The 16,028-nt window shown below is 52.2% G+C and carries 11 protein-coding genes and 3 pseudogenes; 7 read left to right on the forward strand and 7 right to left on the reverse strand.

What is annotated here, in order from left to right:
* Positions 1–64 precede the first annotated feature (64 nt).
* Positions 65–1,402 carry an ammonium transporter gene (locus QMX88_RS02405; protein WP_192171411.1) on the reverse strand — a complete coding sequence of 446 codons (1,338 nt, stop codon included), beginning with the start codon at positions 1,400–1,402 and terminating at the stop codon, positions 65–67.
* Between the two features lie 34 nt (positions 1,403–1,436).
* Positions 1,437–1,775 carry a P-II family nitrogen regulator gene (glnK, locus tag QMX88_RS02410; protein ID WP_002555808.1) on the reverse strand — a complete coding sequence of 113 codons (339 nt, stop codon included), beginning with the start codon at positions 1,773–1,775 and terminating at the stop codon, positions 1,437–1,439.
* Between the two features lie 415 nt (positions 1,776–2,190).
* Here glnK and QMX88_RS02415 point away from each other — a divergent pair, with 415 nt between their 5' ends.
* From QMX88_RS02415 to QMX88_RS02445, 7 genes and pseudogenes are all read left to right on the forward strand, one after another.
* Positions 2,191–2,454: an accessory factor UbiK family protein gene (locus tag QMX88_RS02415; protein ID WP_282365904.1), complete on the forward strand. Its 264-nt coding sequence runs from the start codon at positions 2,191–2,193 to the stop codon at positions 2,452–2,454.
* A gap of 222 nt (positions 2,455–2,676) precedes the next feature.
* Positions 2,677–3,723: pseudogene (locus QMX88_RS02420) on the forward strand (YifB family Mg chelatase-like AAA ATPase); the annotation flags it as partial.
* A 68-nt stretch (positions 3,724–3,791) separates the two neighbouring features.
* Positions 3,792–5,069 (forward strand): tyrosine-type recombinase/integrase, encoded by a 1,278-nt coding sequence (locus tag QMX88_RS02425; RefSeq protein ID WP_282365906.1) that lies wholly within the window; start codon positions 3,792–3,794, stop codon positions 5,067–5,069.
* Positions 5,069–6,772 carry a hypothetical protein gene (locus QMX88_RS02430; RefSeq protein ID WP_282365907.1) on the forward strand — a complete coding sequence of 568 codons (1,704 nt, stop codon included), beginning with the start codon at positions 5,069–5,071 and terminating at the stop codon, positions 6,770–6,772. The genes QMX88_RS02425 and QMX88_RS02430 overlap by 1 nt, the downstream gene beginning before the upstream one ends.
* Positions 6,769–8,811: a hypothetical protein gene (locus QMX88_RS02435; RefSeq protein ID WP_282365909.1), complete on the forward strand. Its 2,043-nt coding sequence runs from the start codon at positions 6,769–6,771 to the stop codon at positions 8,809–8,811. The genes QMX88_RS02430 and QMX88_RS02435 overlap by 4 nt, the downstream gene beginning before the upstream one ends.
* 583 nt (positions 8,812–9,394) lie before the next feature.
* Complete coding sequence (locus tag QMX88_RS02440; RefSeq protein WP_282365911.1) at positions 9,395–10,357, forward strand: tyrosine-type recombinase/integrase; 963 nt, start codon at positions 9,395–9,397, stop codon at positions 10,355–10,357.
* 371 nt (positions 10,358–10,728) lie between these two features.
* A pseudogene (locus QMX88_RS02445) lies at positions 10,729–10,940 on the forward strand (hypothetical protein); the annotation flags it as partial.
* Positions 10,941–11,424: 484 nt separating this feature from the next.
* Here the strand turns inward: QMX88_RS02445 and QMX88_RS02450 are convergent.
* The 5 genes and pseudogenes from QMX88_RS02450 to QMX88_RS02470 all read right to left on the reverse strand — a co-directional run.
* Positions 11,425–11,619, reverse strand: a complete 195-nt coding sequence (locus QMX88_RS02450) for an antitoxin VbhA family protein (protein ID WP_282365913.1) — start codon at positions 11,617–11,619, stop codon at positions 11,425–11,427.
* 34 nt (positions 11,620–11,653) lie between these two features.
* Positions 11,654–11,842, reverse strand: a complete 189-nt coding sequence (locus QMX88_RS02455; protein ID WP_282365915.1) for an antitoxin VbhA family protein — start codon at positions 11,840–11,842, stop codon at positions 11,654–11,656.
* Positions 11,843–12,400: 558 nt separating this feature from the next.
* Complete coding sequence (locus QMX88_RS02460; protein ID WP_282365917.1) at positions 12,401–14,950, reverse strand: AAA family ATPase; 2,550 nt, start codon at positions 14,948–14,950, stop codon at positions 12,401–12,403.
* Positions 14,951–15,256: 306 nt separating this feature from the next.
* A pseudogene (locus tag QMX88_RS02465) lies at positions 15,257–15,558 on the reverse strand (IS3 family transposase); the annotation flags it as partial.
* A gap of 50 nt (positions 15,559–15,608) precedes the next feature.
* The coding region (locus QMX88_RS02470; RefSeq protein WP_282365919.1) for an alpha/beta hydrolase fold domain-containing protein at positions 15,609–16,028 on the reverse strand (420 nt) is incomplete at its 5' end.

The raw sequence follows: 16,028 nt of genomic DNA on the forward strand, positions 1-16,028 counted from the left end.
ATCCCTATCGACAAACCTCAGACAAAAAAATGCCCGGAGACCCGGGCATTTTTTCACGCGTGGATTACAAGTTGTAGCCACGTTCGTTGTGTTGCGCCAGATCCAGGCCGACCGCTTCTTCTTCCTCGGTGACACGCAGGCCCATGACCATGTCGAGTACCTTGAGGATGATGAAGGTCACGATCGCGGTGTAGATGACCGTGAAGCCGACGCCTTTGCATTGAATCCAGACTTGTGCGGCGATGTCGGTCACGGTGCCGAAGCCGCCCAGCGAAGGGGCTGCAAACACGCCGGTCAGGATCGCGCCAAGGATACCGCCGATACCGTGAACGCCGAAGGCATCCAGGGAGTCGTCGTAGCCCATTTTGCGTTTCAGGCTGGTGGCGCAGAAGAAGCAGACCACGCCTGCCGCCAGACCAATGATCAGGCCGCCCATCGGGCCGACAGTACCGGCGGCCGGAGTGACTGCAACCAGACCGGCAACCACACCCGAAGCGATGCCCAGAGCGCTTGGTTTACCGTGGGTCAGCCATTCGGCGAACATCCAGCCCAGCGCTGCAGCAGCGGTGGCGATCTGAGTTACCAGCATCGCCATACCGGCAGTGCCGTTGGCCGCAGCCGCGGAACCTGCGTTGAAACCGAACCAGCCCACCCAGAGCATCGCCGCGCCGACCAGGGTGTAACCCAGGTTGTGCGGAGCCATTGGAGTGGTCGGGAAACCTTTACGCTTGCCGAGTACCAGGCACGCTACCAGGCCAGCCACACCGGCGTTGATGTGAACAACGGTGCCGCCCGCGAAGTCGAGAACGCCCCAGTCCCACAACAGACCACCGACGCCGCTCCAGACCATGTGCGCAATCGGCGCGTAAACCAGGGTGAACCAGATCGCCATGAAGATCAGCATCGCGGAGAACTTCATGCGTTCTGCGAAGGCGCCGACGATCAGGGCCGGGGTGATGATGGCGAAGGTCATCTGGAAGGTCACGAAGACGGCTTCCGGGAACAGCGCTGCAGGGCCTGTGATGCTCGCAGGGGTGATGCCTGCCAGGAACGCCTTCGAAAGACCGCCGACGAAGGAGTTGAAGTTGACGACGTTGACTTCCATCCCGGTGGTGTCGAACGCCATGCTGTAGCCGTAGACGACCCACAGGATGCTGATCAGGCCGGTAATGGCGAAGCACTGCATCATCACGGAAAGAATGTTTTTCGAGCGGACCATGCCGCCGTAGAACAGCGCCAGACCGGGGATGGTCATGAACAGCACCAGCGCGGTGGAGGTCAGCATCCAGGCGGTGTCGCCGGAATTGAGTACGGGGGCTGCCACTTCGTCTGCCGCCATGGCCAAGCCAGGGGTTACGAGGGACAACAGGGCTCCTAGCCCTGCGAATTGACGCAGAGTCATATTGTTTTCTCCTGGGGCGTTGGGGTTTGGCGGCTTAGATTGCGTCGGTATCGGTTTCGCCGGTACGGATGCGGATGGCCTGTTCCAGATTGACCACGAAGATCTTGCCGTCACCGATCTTGCCGGTGTTGGCCGCTTTGGTTATCGCTTCGATAACGCGGTCCAGATCCTTGTCGTCGATCGCAACATCGATCTTCACCTTGGGGAGGAAGTCGACTACATACTCCGCACCGCGATACAGCTCGGTGTGGCCTTTCTGACGTCCGAAGCCTTTGACTTCAGTGACCGTGATGCCCTGCACGCCGATTTCGGACAGCGACTCGCGTACGTCGTCCAGCTTGAACGGCTTGATGATGGCAGTGACTAGCTTCATGAAACTTTCTCCCGAATTGGTGGACTTGCCCCAGGAAAACAAACCCGACTCAAGTCTAAGCGCAGTGTCTGGCTTTGTAACGCGTCGTGTCCGTAACAGACCTGACCAACTCCAGAAAACCGCTTCTGACGAAACATTCCCCGCTCCGCCTGCCGCACTGCATTCGTCACAGCGACTGCATCAGTGCATGGGTTACAAGCCACTAAGCAGAAAGCTTGCCATCTCATGAATCGGCATGAATTTCGGCCCTTCGACTGTTAATACACGCCTTAGCGTAGTCGTCGATTGCGATCACCGCACAACAACGGTGCGCACGTGCCCGGGGCCATGCGCGAAAAGCGTGCAGCGCATCGCGTCCGGCAGGAGGTCAAAAGCTGCGTGCTACACTCGCGCCCTCTGATTCTGGAGTTTCATCATGCTCGCCCCCAAAGCTTTTCTCGACGCCCTGAGCGGCCACGCTTCCCGCCTATTCAACGGCGAAACACCGGTTCCACGCAGCGAATTCGAAACCCAGTTCAAGGCGCTGCTGCAGAGCGGCTTCAGCAAGCTGGACCTGGTCAGCCGGGAAGAATTCGACAGCCAGATGATCGTCCTCGCCCGCACCCGCGCCCGTCTTGAGGCACTGGAAGCGAAGATGGCGGAGATGGAAGCGCAGTTGGCGACGCAGCCGAAAGCGTGAGGGGCTGAGCCACAGGGTTGAGCGTTTAACCCTGCGGGTGCTCAGGCGCAGTGCGCAATGCGCTGAACCTGGGCCTTGATCGCCTCCAACGTGGCCATCGACGTATCCTCCCGTGCCCTTGCCCTTCGATACACACCCCGAAAAACATGCCCCGCCCACGCGCCGGGCCAATGACTATCCTTCAGCTCGCCGCAGGAAGCGGTGCTGCCTACAAGGAAAGCCATGTCCCTCGCGATTGTTCTGAGCCGTGCCCAAGTTGGTGTTGAAGCCCCTGCCGTGACCGTCGAAACCCATCTCGCCAACGGGCTGCCGAGCCTGACGCTGGTGGGGCTGCCGGAGGGCGCGGTCAAGGAGAGTAAGGATCGGGTGCGCAGTGCGATCCTCAACTGTCGGCTGGAATTCCCGGCGCGGCGGATCACCCTGAATCTGGCCCCTGCCGATTTGCCCAAAGACGGCGGACGCTTCGATGTCGCCATTGCACTTGGCTTGCTGGCTGCCAGCGCGCAGGTGCCAACGCTCGCGCTGGAGGGCATTGAATGTCTGGGGGAGTTGGCGCTGTCCGGTGCGATTCGACCCGTACAGGGCGTGCTGCCGGCGGCACTCGCTGCGCGGGAGGCGGGCCACACGTTGATCGTGCCGGCGGTGAATGCCGAGGAAGCGTGTCTGGCGTCAGGCCTGAAGGTGATCGCGGTCAGTCATCTGCTGGAGCTGGTGTCCCACCTGAATGGGCACACGGTCATCGCGCCTTATAAATCCAATGGCCTGATTCTGCAGACACAGCCTTATCCCGACTTGAGTGAAGTGCAGGGCCAGACCGCGGCCAAACGCGCTCTGTTGGTGGCCGCCGCCGGTGCACACAATCTTCTGTTCAGTGGCCCTCCCGGCACCGGCAAAACGCTGCTTGCGAGCCGTTTGCCTGGGCTATTGCCACCACTGGATGAACTCGAAGCGCTGGAGGTGGCGGCGATTCAGTCGGTCGCCAGTCACGCCCCGCTGACCAGCTGGCCCCAGCGCCCCTTCCGCCAGCCCCATCACTCGGCATCGGGCCCTGCGCTGGTCGGGGGTGGCAGTCGCCCGCAACCCGGAGAAATCACCCTCGCCCACCACGGTGTGCTGTTTCTGGACGAACTTCCGGAATTTGATCGGCGCGTGCTGGAGGTGCTGCGCGAACCCCTCGAATCGGGCCATATCGTGATTTCCAGGGCGCGGGATCGGGTGCGCTTTCCGGCGCGCTTTCAACTCGTCGCCGCGATGAACCCCTGCCCGTGTACACGTAACATGAATTGCAGGGTGATCTACACTTGACTTAGTCACCATGGACAAACCGAGAGTATCCAATGGCACGCTTGGAATTCATCACTTTTGACCGTAGCGAACCAATAATCGAAGGTGATAACGTTCAATGGGAACCTCGACTTGGTAAGCCCATATCGAAAATGCCTCTAATCGTTTGGTCGACAAACCTTCCCTGGCGAGAGGCTAACGTCTGGTCTTTAGAAAATGCGAGCAATTCCAAACGCAGCCAGAAAACCATTTTATCGGCAATGAATCATATATGCGCCTACGCGAAATGGCTCGAGCAAGAGAATATAGATTGGTGGCATTTTCCACTGAAGGAGTCAGAAAGATGTCTCTTTCTCTTTCGTGGAGCAGTGATGGAAATGCGAGACCAAGGGATCATTGCGCCTTCAACTGCGTCACAAAGGATGTCCGCTGTAATTAGATTTTACCGCTGGCTAGTGAAAAACTCTTTAATCAGCACTGACCAAGAGCTCTGGAATGAAACTTCGGTAGGTATTCGTGTAAGTGACAACTACGGCTTTCAGCGGACGATGAATGTTAAGACTACTAATCTTGCGATACCGAATAGGAGGAGACCCGGCGACCTACTCGAAGGCGGACTATTACCAGTCCCTACGGCCGCGGTAGAAAATCTACTAGCCTTCGCAGCTACGCACGCATCCTTGGAGCTATATCTCATGCTGAGACTGGGATTTGGCACAGGAATGAGGTTTGGCTCGATCGCCGGGCTTAAAACCCAAACCATCGAGCGGGCAGTTGAAGACCCTAATCTCAAAGGATTTTATAGGCTATCGTTAGGACCAGGAGCATCTCCGCCAGTCCATACTAAATTCGGGGTAACCGGAGAAGTATGGATTCATAAGTCCGACCTGGACGACCTTAAAGCCTATAGCTATTCAAGTCGCAGACTACTTAGAAAGGCGAAAGCTGACAGCAATTCCAGCGATTTCATTTTCCTGAACCGATTTGGGCGAACGTATGCAAATGATGGATTTGAAGTTAGCCGAGGAATTAGCGTAGAGATTGGACGCCTAAGACGAAAAGGTTTCGCCGCTGGGATACCTGCATATAGAAATTTCAAATTTCATCAAACGCGATGCACCTTTGCGACCGAATTAGCGCGTGCAGCGCTCAAGCACGGCGGCACCGCGATTGCAGTAAATTTGGTCAAGCAAGCGCTCCTTCATAAAAACGAAAGTACAACGATAGGCTACATCAGATTCATCGAAAAAACAGCTGTCATGGCGCAAGCCGCAGACGAGTTTTTTTACAGTTTTCTCGGCTTAGCTGCGGCTAAAATGGAGACAAACTAATGATCGAAGCTCTTGACTTCCCTAAGTTACCCTATGGTTCAATCGGAACAAAGCATGATCTGCGCTTGCTTGCGTATAAAGGGGGGGCTAATTATAGGCGCGACCTTGGCCGCGCTAGGATGGAGCGCAAAGAGTTGGGGGAGATGATAAACGATCGGCTACCACTCTTGAGGGCTTTTCATGATGTGATTACGTCGATGATTGTCTTAGGGTACAGCGTTGTCTACATCAAAAAACTCCTCGGGATAATTAAGCACTTTTACGAATGGGGCGAGCAAGCGAAGATCGATTTGACACATGAAAATGCAGTAGCGGGTTTTTACAATTATGCCGACTACCTCGCACTTAGAGTAAGAGCGGAGAAAAGCATAAAATATATTACTGCGCGGAACGAACTTAAAGCCTTAGACTATGTACTAGGTAAAGTCTTGGGATTTGAACGAGGGATTACAAAAAATACTTGGTTTAATTCCTCACAAGCCAGCTCCGGAACGAGAAAAAGTGATAAAACCAATTTAGCGGATGTCTCAAGGTTTGGAAAAGCACTTCTGAGCATTGTAAATACTCTTACGATCGAGAAAATATACGGAACTTTGCCGATTGAGATTACACTTCCATGTGGCAATGTATTGGTTGAATATTGCGGCCTGCGTAAACCTGAATCAACCAAATTGAACAGTCCTGAAATATCTGAGAAAAGCAAGAATGCTTTACTCAAGGCCAGGCGACGGAGGGCAGACGATCATAGCCCCAAAACCCGACATACCGTTATTAACTTGCGCATCGAAGCTGAACTACTGATATTCATTTCCCAGACGAGTTTGAATTTAGCGCAGGCGGCAACTATGCTTACTAGCAAATTCAGGTTTGAAACAGCTGATGACATGATTAACGTGTATCGAGTTTTTAAACGACGCCGTCAAGGAGAGGCTGAATTTACAATCTTCAAAGCTTATAGAGAAGTTTTCGCCAAGTATCTAAAATGGCGAGATGATATCTTTGGGGGAGATGACAATAGGCTCTTTCCCATTTGGTACAGCAATGCGATTCCCGCTGGCTCAGATAGACGAGCGTTCGAGATTTTGGGGCGCAGGTTGAGACCCTTAGGGTATACCATATACAAGGCAATGGCATTAAGGTCCCTCCGCTCGAACTGGTTACTCAGAAAGACTCTTGATCCGGGCATCACTGCCGAAATGGCACAGCATACTAAAGAAACATTATTTAAACATTACGCAAAACCGCACCATCAAACCGCAGCCATTGAGATATCCAGATATTTAAAATTCGTGGATAAGCCAACAGACTCATCGCTTATCGGCCTTTGCGAAAGCAAATCGGGACCAAGTGCAAACTTAAACAAAATCTCAGTATTGCGGCCAGAGCCTGACTGCAGAAATCCCGCAGGGTGCCTGTTTTGCATTTACCACATAGATATTGATTCCCAAGACTATATATGGAAGCTGTGCACACTCCGACATCTAAAGAAAATTGAGCTTAATAATGCTACACCTCCACACAAGGCAAGCCCTTCGCACCCTGCGCGAGAGGTAGCAGACATAATCAATCGCAAGCTCGCTGCATACAGTCAGAGCAGTCAAAAACGGGCCGATTGGTTGACCGAATCCAATGATCGAATACTTGAGGGCAATTATCATCCCGCTTTTTCTGCGTTTATCGAGATAATGGAGCTGGCGTCATGATACGCAACTCACCTGCAAGATTAGAATTAGCGCTTGAGTTTGCCAAACCGGAGATGCCGAACTACAAATTAGAATCATGGCCTCCACCAGCTGACTTCCCTATAATTATTGATGCCAAGGGCAATGTGGTAAGTTATTACTTGGACAACATATGGATAGTCACGCCATGGAAAGGTACAATTTCGTCAATTAATTTTTGTGATGGAGAAATTCGGAAAAATTCTAAGCATAATACTCCTTTTAACGCTGATATTCTTCGACAACTAGCCGCAAGCTGGTTGTACTTTCCGGGAGGAGTTAAGGCTGCAAGCACCTTCCTGACACGCTTCATGGATATCACCCCGATATTCAAGTTTGCATCGACTAACAATGTAAATATAACAGATTTATACCGATTCCCATTGCTGATTAGTGAATTTGCAGCTAGCATCAGCAGTTCGCGCGGCCCAGGACTTTTAACTCTCATCCATGACGTTTGGGAGCGAAGAGAGTTGCTTGGGTTCTACATCTTGGATACCGCGGGTCTTCAAATACTATCGCAGGAAATGCCGATACACCTATCCTCTCAAACTCCCTATATCCCCCCCAGAATATGGGAATATCAAATTGCAAGATTGCGCGAGGGCCTGCAAGACTTCCTTGCACATAGGTCCCAGATTGAAGCTTGTTACCAGCGATGCCTTGAGCTGTATGCGCAATCGTGTGGTTCGCTAGCGGAAGCCTGCCGGAATCCCTCAGCTCATCGCAACCCTTTCTCCTCCAAGAGAAAAAGTCAATTAGTCACGGACGGCCATTTGTTCGATGAAGACTTCGCCCGACTGGCTTCAAGTTTCGGCATTAAGGATGTGATTGAGAAATGGCGAGGACCAATCTCCAGGTCGCCAGGAGCACTGTCAGAATACTTCGCCCTGATGACTATTATCGGCACTGCATACATTTTATGTTTTTCGATGATGAGAGTAGAAGAGGTCAACAAGCTTAGGACTAATTGCCTTACTATTGAAAAAATAGAAGATACAGGCGACGAGCTCTGGATTTTGCGCGGGGAAACCACTAAAACCCTGACAGACGACGATGCTTGCTGGATCACCTCTCCGTCAGTTATAGACGCAGTCGAAGCGCTTTCCTGTATTTCCCGACTCAGAATGATTGCCGCAGACGTGAATCCGGAGGTACCTACCACCTCTGAGGATATATCTACCCCCTATCTTATCTCGCGCGCGTACGAACCTTGGCGAGCGAAATCACATTATATCCCAGAGCCCCTATCCATCCGCCCAACATACCAAAGTTACTCTCACACAATTTCCAAACAACAACGCAAGCTCTACTGTTACTTACAGTTGAAAATTACCGAATCAGATCTTCGGGTCGCACTATTAATTACCCCCTCACTGGATATAACTAGGTACGCAGTAGGTAAAGTCTGGCCGCTGAATTGGCACCAACTCAGACGAACAGGCGCAGTTAACATGGCCGCATCGGACATGGTAAGTGACTTATCTATTCAGTATCAAATGAAGCACCGATACAGGATGTCGACCAAATATTACATGACCGGTCACTTTAATTTGGGCTTTCCCATCAACTCTAGCTCCAGAACAGAGTTAATTAAGGCAATGTATGAATGTATTGCACTGGAGTTCATCGCAGTCAGATCTGAAGCATTTGTGAGCCCTCATGGAGAGAAACGTAAGGGCCAGATATTGAACATTACGAGCTTGACTGACTTCAGCAAGCTGTTGACAGCTGCAGAGCAAGGTAAAATCACGTGTAAGCCCACTGTCCTGGGCGCATGCACTAACCCACGGCCCTGCCCCTACGGCGGCATCGAGTATATTGCCCGATGCGGCGGCGGTGACGACGCTCCACCATGTGAACACGCGCTATATAGAAGAGATAAACTACCTGTCTATATTAAGCTACGGGAATCCCTCACCAAAAGTATCAACGCAGCGCCGCCCAATTCACCGCTGCATGCGTCTCTTATTTTTCAGCTTAAGGCCGTGGAGAATGCAATTAATGTCGTATCCCAGTGATCGAACTTATGGAAGAGCGGAAACCGCTTTCAGGGACGCGTTCGAACGTTTAAAGGCAGGAGCACCAAAGGTAATATCACGCCCATACAAGCTATCCCAGAATAGTATTGCTCGAGAAGCAGGCCTCGACTCGTCAAGTCTAAAGAAATCAAGGTTTCCTGAACTTGTCGAGGAAATTCAACGTTGGATTAGTGAGTTCGTTGACCCGAACCACAACCATAAAAATAATCATGGCACACGTACCACGAATATAGCCTTAAAACAGCAAATGGAACTCCTCAAGCAGCAAAGAGACTCCGCCATGGCACTTTTAGTGCAGGCTGACGCGAAAATTATTACGCTGACACTGATTATCGCGAGTCTACAGTCGGAGCTTCCATCTTCGAATATTAGCCCTATTAGCGGACGTGGAATGCCGTAAGTTGGGCTGTTAGCCTCAGCTTGCATATATGAATTCACTATAAAATAGGTTATCACCAATTTTTACCGCTTGTCGGTTTTGTGGGCGAAGGCAATGCTTGACGTTGCTTTCGTGACTGGAAAGGTGAGCAATGATCGAGAAAGAGCCAACGGTGAGAATGCTATGCAGAAACTGACGAAATCCCATCAGAATGATCAGCCTCGGCTCACGTCGGTCGAATTTCAGACGCTGGCCCGGGTTCCGGCCGCGGTCGAGTGGTTTGCCAACCTGGACAACCCGCGCACTCGTCGTGCCTACCAAAATGACCTGGAAGACTTCTGTGGGTTTGTCGGTTTGGCGTCGGCTGATGAGTTTCGTGTGGTGACCCGATCGCACGTTCTGGCCTGGCGGGCCCAGCTCGAGCATCGCGGTTTGGCCGGAGCCACGATCCGGCGCAAATTGGCCGCGCTGGCCAGCCTTTTTGATCACCTCCTGGAAAGCAATGCGATCGCCGGCGGGAATCCCGTGCACGGGGTAAAGCGACCGAAGATTGAAAGCAACGAAGGCAAGACCCCGGCACTGGGTGATCACCAGGCCAAGGCGCTGCTCGAGGCGCCGGACGAAACCACCCTTAAAGGGCAGCGCGACCGGGCGCTACTGGCTGTGCTTCTCTACCACGGGCTGCGCCGCGAAGAAGCGGCGCTGCTGCAGGTAAGCGACATTCAGGAGCGCCGCGGGATCCAGCATCTGAAGGTGCACGGCAAAGGCGGCAAGGTGCGCTACCTGCCGTTGCACCCGATCGCGGCCGGGCGTATTCACCAGTACCTGGAGAGCTCGGGGCATCATCTGGCCGACAGGAAGGTGCCACTGTTCATGCCGCTGCGAGGCAGGCTTACCGGTGCCGGTATCACGGCCAACGGGATCTATGCCGTCGTCACGGCCTGGGCGAAAAAGGCCGGGATTGAGGTTGACGGCCTGGGCGTCCATGGACTCAGAGCAACCGCAGCCACCAACGCCCTGGAGCATGAAGCCGACATCGCCAAGGTCCAGACCTGGCTCGGGCATGCCAATATCAGCACAACCAAGATCTACGATCGGCGGGAAAACCGGCCGGAGGACTCACCGACCTATAAAGTGAAGTATTAATAGCAGCGATCAAGGCGTAAGCGGCAGTTTACCCCCGCGCATTGTCGAGGATGTAGTGCAACGCTACCCAAGGATGATGGCTTTCCACACCGCTGGCTGGACAGGTATCTGCGTGTAGGAAGTAGGTTTCGCAGTCTTCAAGTGCTTGGCTTTCCATGCAGCCACTGCACACAGCACGCCCGGCAACGATCGACCATCGACCGTTCCATTCCTCAATCCGTCGTTCATTCTTCACAGTCCTATTCCTCAACGTGCATGGGCAGATGTTGACAGTACAGCCGTGCAGGACCGGATTTATACGCTCAAAACCATACCCGTGCTTGCGTGTAACCCACGTGCCCAACCCAATAATGGAAGGGTCGGGACTTTAAATCGCCGGTTTGGGCCTGCATGGAGTGCTCACAACGGCTGCGACTGATGCCTAGAGGATGAGGCGGACATTGCCAACCTCCAGGCTTGGCTTGGCCATGCGAACATCAGTACGATTAGGATCTATGATCGTCGGCAGAAAAGGCCCAAGGATCCTCCGACATACGAATTGAAATATAGGCTACGCCTATCGAAGAAGTGCGTAGCCAGCTAACTTGCCGTAGAATGACTCGTCGAAAGCTAATCAAGGGAATGACCTGTGCAAAATGATCGAACCGTTACATGCCCGCACTGCTTGAATAATGTGCCTTGGGGAGCCCGTGTATGTCGGGGGTGCAATGCTGAAATTACTTATGGCCCTCCTCTGATAGCTCAAGCTATTGCACTTCTGATACCAACAATAATCGCTTGGTCTGTTACACAGGTGATCAATAAATACTTATTCAGTCACGATACCTTACTAGCAGTAGTTTTTTTAGCGATATTCATACCTATCGTAATCAAGACTATGAAATATTGCAAAAATAGATACAAAGACAATACATATTTCAAACGGCTTTACAGAAACTAGTCGGTCAAAAATCTACTAGGCCACGGGGTGCGGGCAACGGCTCTCTCCTAGCGAGTGCGGAAACCAAGCCCTGGTATTGTCTAGGCCCCTTGCGGAAAAGATCTCACCTTGGACAGGTGTAAAATCGTTACCGCTTTTTTATTAGCTCGCCACTGGCAATCCTTGCTTTGAAGTTGTTCAACACTTCATTGATGTCACATTCGCCGCGTGCAAAACGCTGAAGATCGAGAACTACCTTCGCATCGGGCTCGAGGCCTTCCAGGCGTTGGTTTGCAAGAGCGTTTGCGACGGCGTCCTGACGGAGGCTAGTGATAGTCGGCATGGAGTATCCAGGATGGGTCGCGTGGCAATGAGTGTCAGGGCTTGGGTGTTACAAACTCGGCTAGATTGATCTCACCGTTGATGAAACGCTCTACATGAGCCTCGTCCTCAGCGCTGAGGACGAAACCCGACAGCCCAACCGAAGCGCGCGCATAATCGGCAGCCTTTTTGCGACGCTGACGCTCTTCCTCACTGATGGGAAATTCTTTCAGTTCATCAGCCATGCTTGGCTCTCCTCAAAGTGTCTGAAAACATACCACTCATTAATTAAGTTTTAGCGACATTTTCTATTTATCAGCTACTCAGCGATAGACTCCAATTTTCGATTCCACGCTCTGGAAACCGCAACGCATAGCCAGGCTCAACGCTGCGATGTTTGGTAATTATCTCATGAGTTTGTGATTGCTACCACGGCTGTTGGTCCTGCAAGCAGGGTCAATTGTCTCGCGAAACTCAGAGGTCTTGAGGGATCCAGAGCACATCCTATTCCCATGTGCCAAAATCCGTCTGATCCTCCAAAGGCTGCATGAGGTTCCAAAGCGGCCGAATACGAAAGGCAGCCTTCGGTCATTAGCGGACATCCGCCAATGATCTGATCACTTCTATGCCCAAGCGCCCAGCACGCTAAATTCAGGTCGCCCGCACAGCCGAGCAGCTAGCTCTGGGTACTCATTCCTTTTGGCCGCAAGCTTTCTGACTCGGGCGACTGCCCAATAGACAAGGCCTTACTGCCATCTGCCATCTGCCATCTGCCATCTGCCATCTGCCAAGAGCGTAGCGCGTTAGGTGCGCCGTCCCTCAACTGCATTCTTTATTGATTTAATCTCATCGTACCAGGTGCCAAATTGATAGATGGATTTGGTGGAGTAATAGTTGCGCACATCATCATGCTCAAGCGGGCTCAGATTAGCGTATAAATCCTTAAGCCTGTCCGCCTCTGCCGGAAGCAATGGCACCAACTTCACGAAGTCCTTAAAGTTGGAAACTTGCAACGTTCTTATTTTGTACTGATGACGTTGCTCATTGAAAACGTAGGAGTTCGTTAACCTCTCCAACAAGCGTCTTAGCAGAGCAGAAAGCTTGGATTTTTCATCAGGACTGATCTCGACTTGTGGGTCAATGTAGCCATCGATTTGCCCACATAGCTCCTCCCATTTCTCTACGTACTCAGATACTGTCGCACAGTCTTCCAGCACCTGCACGGAGAAGGCGCCACTCAGGCCTGAACCATTTAACGTATTCTGGAGGTTCGCAAAGAAGTCCCAATTATGTGTCAATACGATCAGTTGCGACTGTGCATTATCCTTCGCGTAGTCTCGCAGGCGCTCACAAAAATTAGATATATAGTTGTAGTCAAAGCTAGTGACTGGATCATCCAGAATCAAGACTTGGTGCGGTGCGACGCTCGCCTCACACATGAACAAGGCTAGTGCGTGAACCTTAAGCTCGCCTTCACTCAGCACGCGATGTACCAGCTCATCTCCGATTTTCGGAAGAACCCTCGCATCAGCTCCTTGGTTGGCCAGGCGGACACCAATTTGTTCCAGCGAGGCACCACAGAGACGGCGATACTCTCCATCCAAATACGGTACAAACGAGCCTAGAACGAGCGCTGTGTGCGCATCCTTCTTTCGTGCGGTCAGCGCGGACAGGCGTGATGTGAGGTTATAGGACTCCACCACATTGGCGACGCCAGCAAAGGAAATCGCATTTTGGCAAATCGTCTCGATTTGAGGGCGCACGGAAGACGCGGTTTCATCGATGCTCAGTACACCAATTTCTGTTGTGAGCTTTGAAATTTCCTCGTTCAACGCTTGCAACCCATTCGATGCTAACGTCAAAGCGGAGTCAGCGTTGTTGTACTCTGTATTAACCGCTTCGACATAAGCATTCAGCTCGGCGTAACGAGAGTAAGCATCAAGCGCAGCCTGATCAATTAGAGGTGCCTGCAATGACGCTTTAACTGAGGTGATCATATCCGAGGCTGCACGCAAGAAATCGGCATTCAGCACATTCGAATATTGTGAGTAATTTATCTCTGCGAAGCCTTCGATCATTCTTTTCTTGGAGTGCTCAGCCTGCTGTTTAGTATTTAGGGCGTATAGCTCCGTTTGAACTGTTGAAATCAAGTGATTATGGAACGCCAGGAAGAGTTCCTTAGCATCATTCTCTAGTATCTGACGGCACAGCGGGCAGTTTTCCGCAGGAACAAATGGCCGCAAGGCAGCAGCTGCGGAAAGAAGCTTCTGCTGGCCTGACACATCCAGGTCTTTGGAAAATACAGCACCGGCAAGCTCAATGCTTGCAGCCTGCTTTTGCTGGATTGAAAGCAGGATCTGATTGTAGGCAGAGTATGAAAAACCTTCGCACTGCTGAACGAAATTTTCCAATGATTGTTTTACTTGACCTAGCAGGCTTTTCTTCAGAGTGAGGGCTTGTTGCCCCTCCACGCTCGTCGCACCTTTAAGCTGCTCAAGCCGTGCCTGCTTTTCTGCCTTTTGCAGGCGCTTTTCTTCACCAAAGCTCACCGTCCCTATCCAAGAAAGCATAGGCTCGCAATTGATTGCACTCCAATCCTTAAAAACCCCAGTATTTGTATCTATAACTGCATGAGCGCCCAGCTTAATTTCGGCAATCTTCCTGTCGGCATCCTGCCGGTACTCAGCAATTTTAGATCCACTGTAAGCCTGAAACTGCTTCAAATACTCACGTGCATAATCGAAGCACTCTAATCGAAACGCACTCAACTCTACGACAGCTTCTGGTGAGATAGAGCTATTGACGTGTTTGTAAGCGACTGCGGAGTCAAAATATTTCAGAGCCTGAGCCTGGCCACCAAAACCGTCTAGCTCTGTCCAACCTTGTACAGAGCCGCCCCGCAGCTTATAGCTAAAGGAGGGAAGAACCTTGCTAGAAGAACGAACATTATTCAGGGGCTCTTTCGGCTTCTCAGGATTTGCAAGGATTTTAAATGCCTGGCATAGGCTCGATTTCCCTGCGCCATTCCTACCAAACACTAGTGTTATACGCTTCGATAGATCCAACCTTAGCGTGCCGCCTAATTTCTTAAACCCGGAGAAATCCGACAGACTTTCCAGATGAAACGGTTGGATTGCGTCGCGTGCATTTGCCGTCAGTGCCGGGGGAGTAGCTGCCGCAGGTGCAAAGGTTTCCAGCCCGCAAAACAACCTCCAGAGGCGCTCAAGCTCATCTTGAGATAGGTTGCCTCCGTCTGAGTTGATTGCGGCTTCACACACCGCGTGAAACCACGCTTCGTTGACCGAATCTCGGTGAGCTAAAAGGTAACCTGTTGCATCACTATGCGCTGCCATTTTGACCTCCCTTTCCTGATGGCTTAGCCACTATAGAGCATATTGCCATTAGCGATATGACTCACAGTGTAGTGGCCTGATGAAACCCGACTCCCAATTACGCGAGAATTTTCGCCAGATAACCGCTTCGAGGGGACTATATGAATGACTGCAAAGGGTCGAAAGCCAGCCGGTTCGGTGGACTATAAATGCTCACAGGCTTCCGGGTTGCCGGCCACCAAGAAGCCGCAGCCTGCTGCGATCCAGCGAAGTTACCCGCCGGATAAAAACAGGCATTTAACGAAAACCCCGTTATGGAACGCGACATAAAAGCTTACGATCATAAGAGATACGTTTTTGTCGGGCAGATTGAGGCTCGCCCAGCCAAGCGTAGGAGCCGCTGGGGTGTACCCTGAGAGTTTGGCAAAGGCGCCGTACCGGGTAATCAGTTGAGTGCTTCTTGATGAACGCGTACTTCGGCCGCACGCCTTGGCATAGTAGGCGGCGGCTTTTTTAGATGTCTCGCTCTTCATTCAACTGGTCATCTAGGCTTGCTGGTCATCTAGGCTTGCTGGTCATCGTCTTGCTGACGCTGCTCTTGGGGTGAGCTACGATTTGACCCAGCTGTAAGCCAAGGTACTGGCTGCTACCATTTGACATCGCAGCAGCCAGAGGCTTGTTAGAACGCTGCCTTCAGGCGAGCGCCGGCGTAGGCCTGTGCTTCCTGAGCCTTTTCCACCACCGCAGCGGTACCGAAAAACTCGTGGGTCACGCCGTCAAACAGCTTGCGCTCCACGCTTACGCCCTGGTTTCGCAACGCCTGCTCCAGTTGCGCACCGTCATCACGCAGCGGGTCGATCTCGGCGTTGATCAGAGTCACTGGCGGCAGACCGTGAAGATTGGCGTGCACAAGGTCCAAGCGTGGATCCTTCAGATCGGCAGAGCTTTTGGTCAAATTGGCCACGAACCAAAGCATCATGGGGCGATTGAGTGGCTTGGCGTCAGCGTACTTCAAGTACGACTCAGTGTTGGTCGTGGTCTGCCCCACTGGGTACACAGCAATCACACTCTTGGGCGAGGTCAAGCCCTGATCGCGTGC

Source organism: Pseudomonas sp. PS02290 (assembly GCF_029960075.1).
GTDB lineage: Bacteria > Pseudomonadota > Gammaproteobacteria > Pseudomonadales > Pseudomonadaceae > Aquipseudomonas.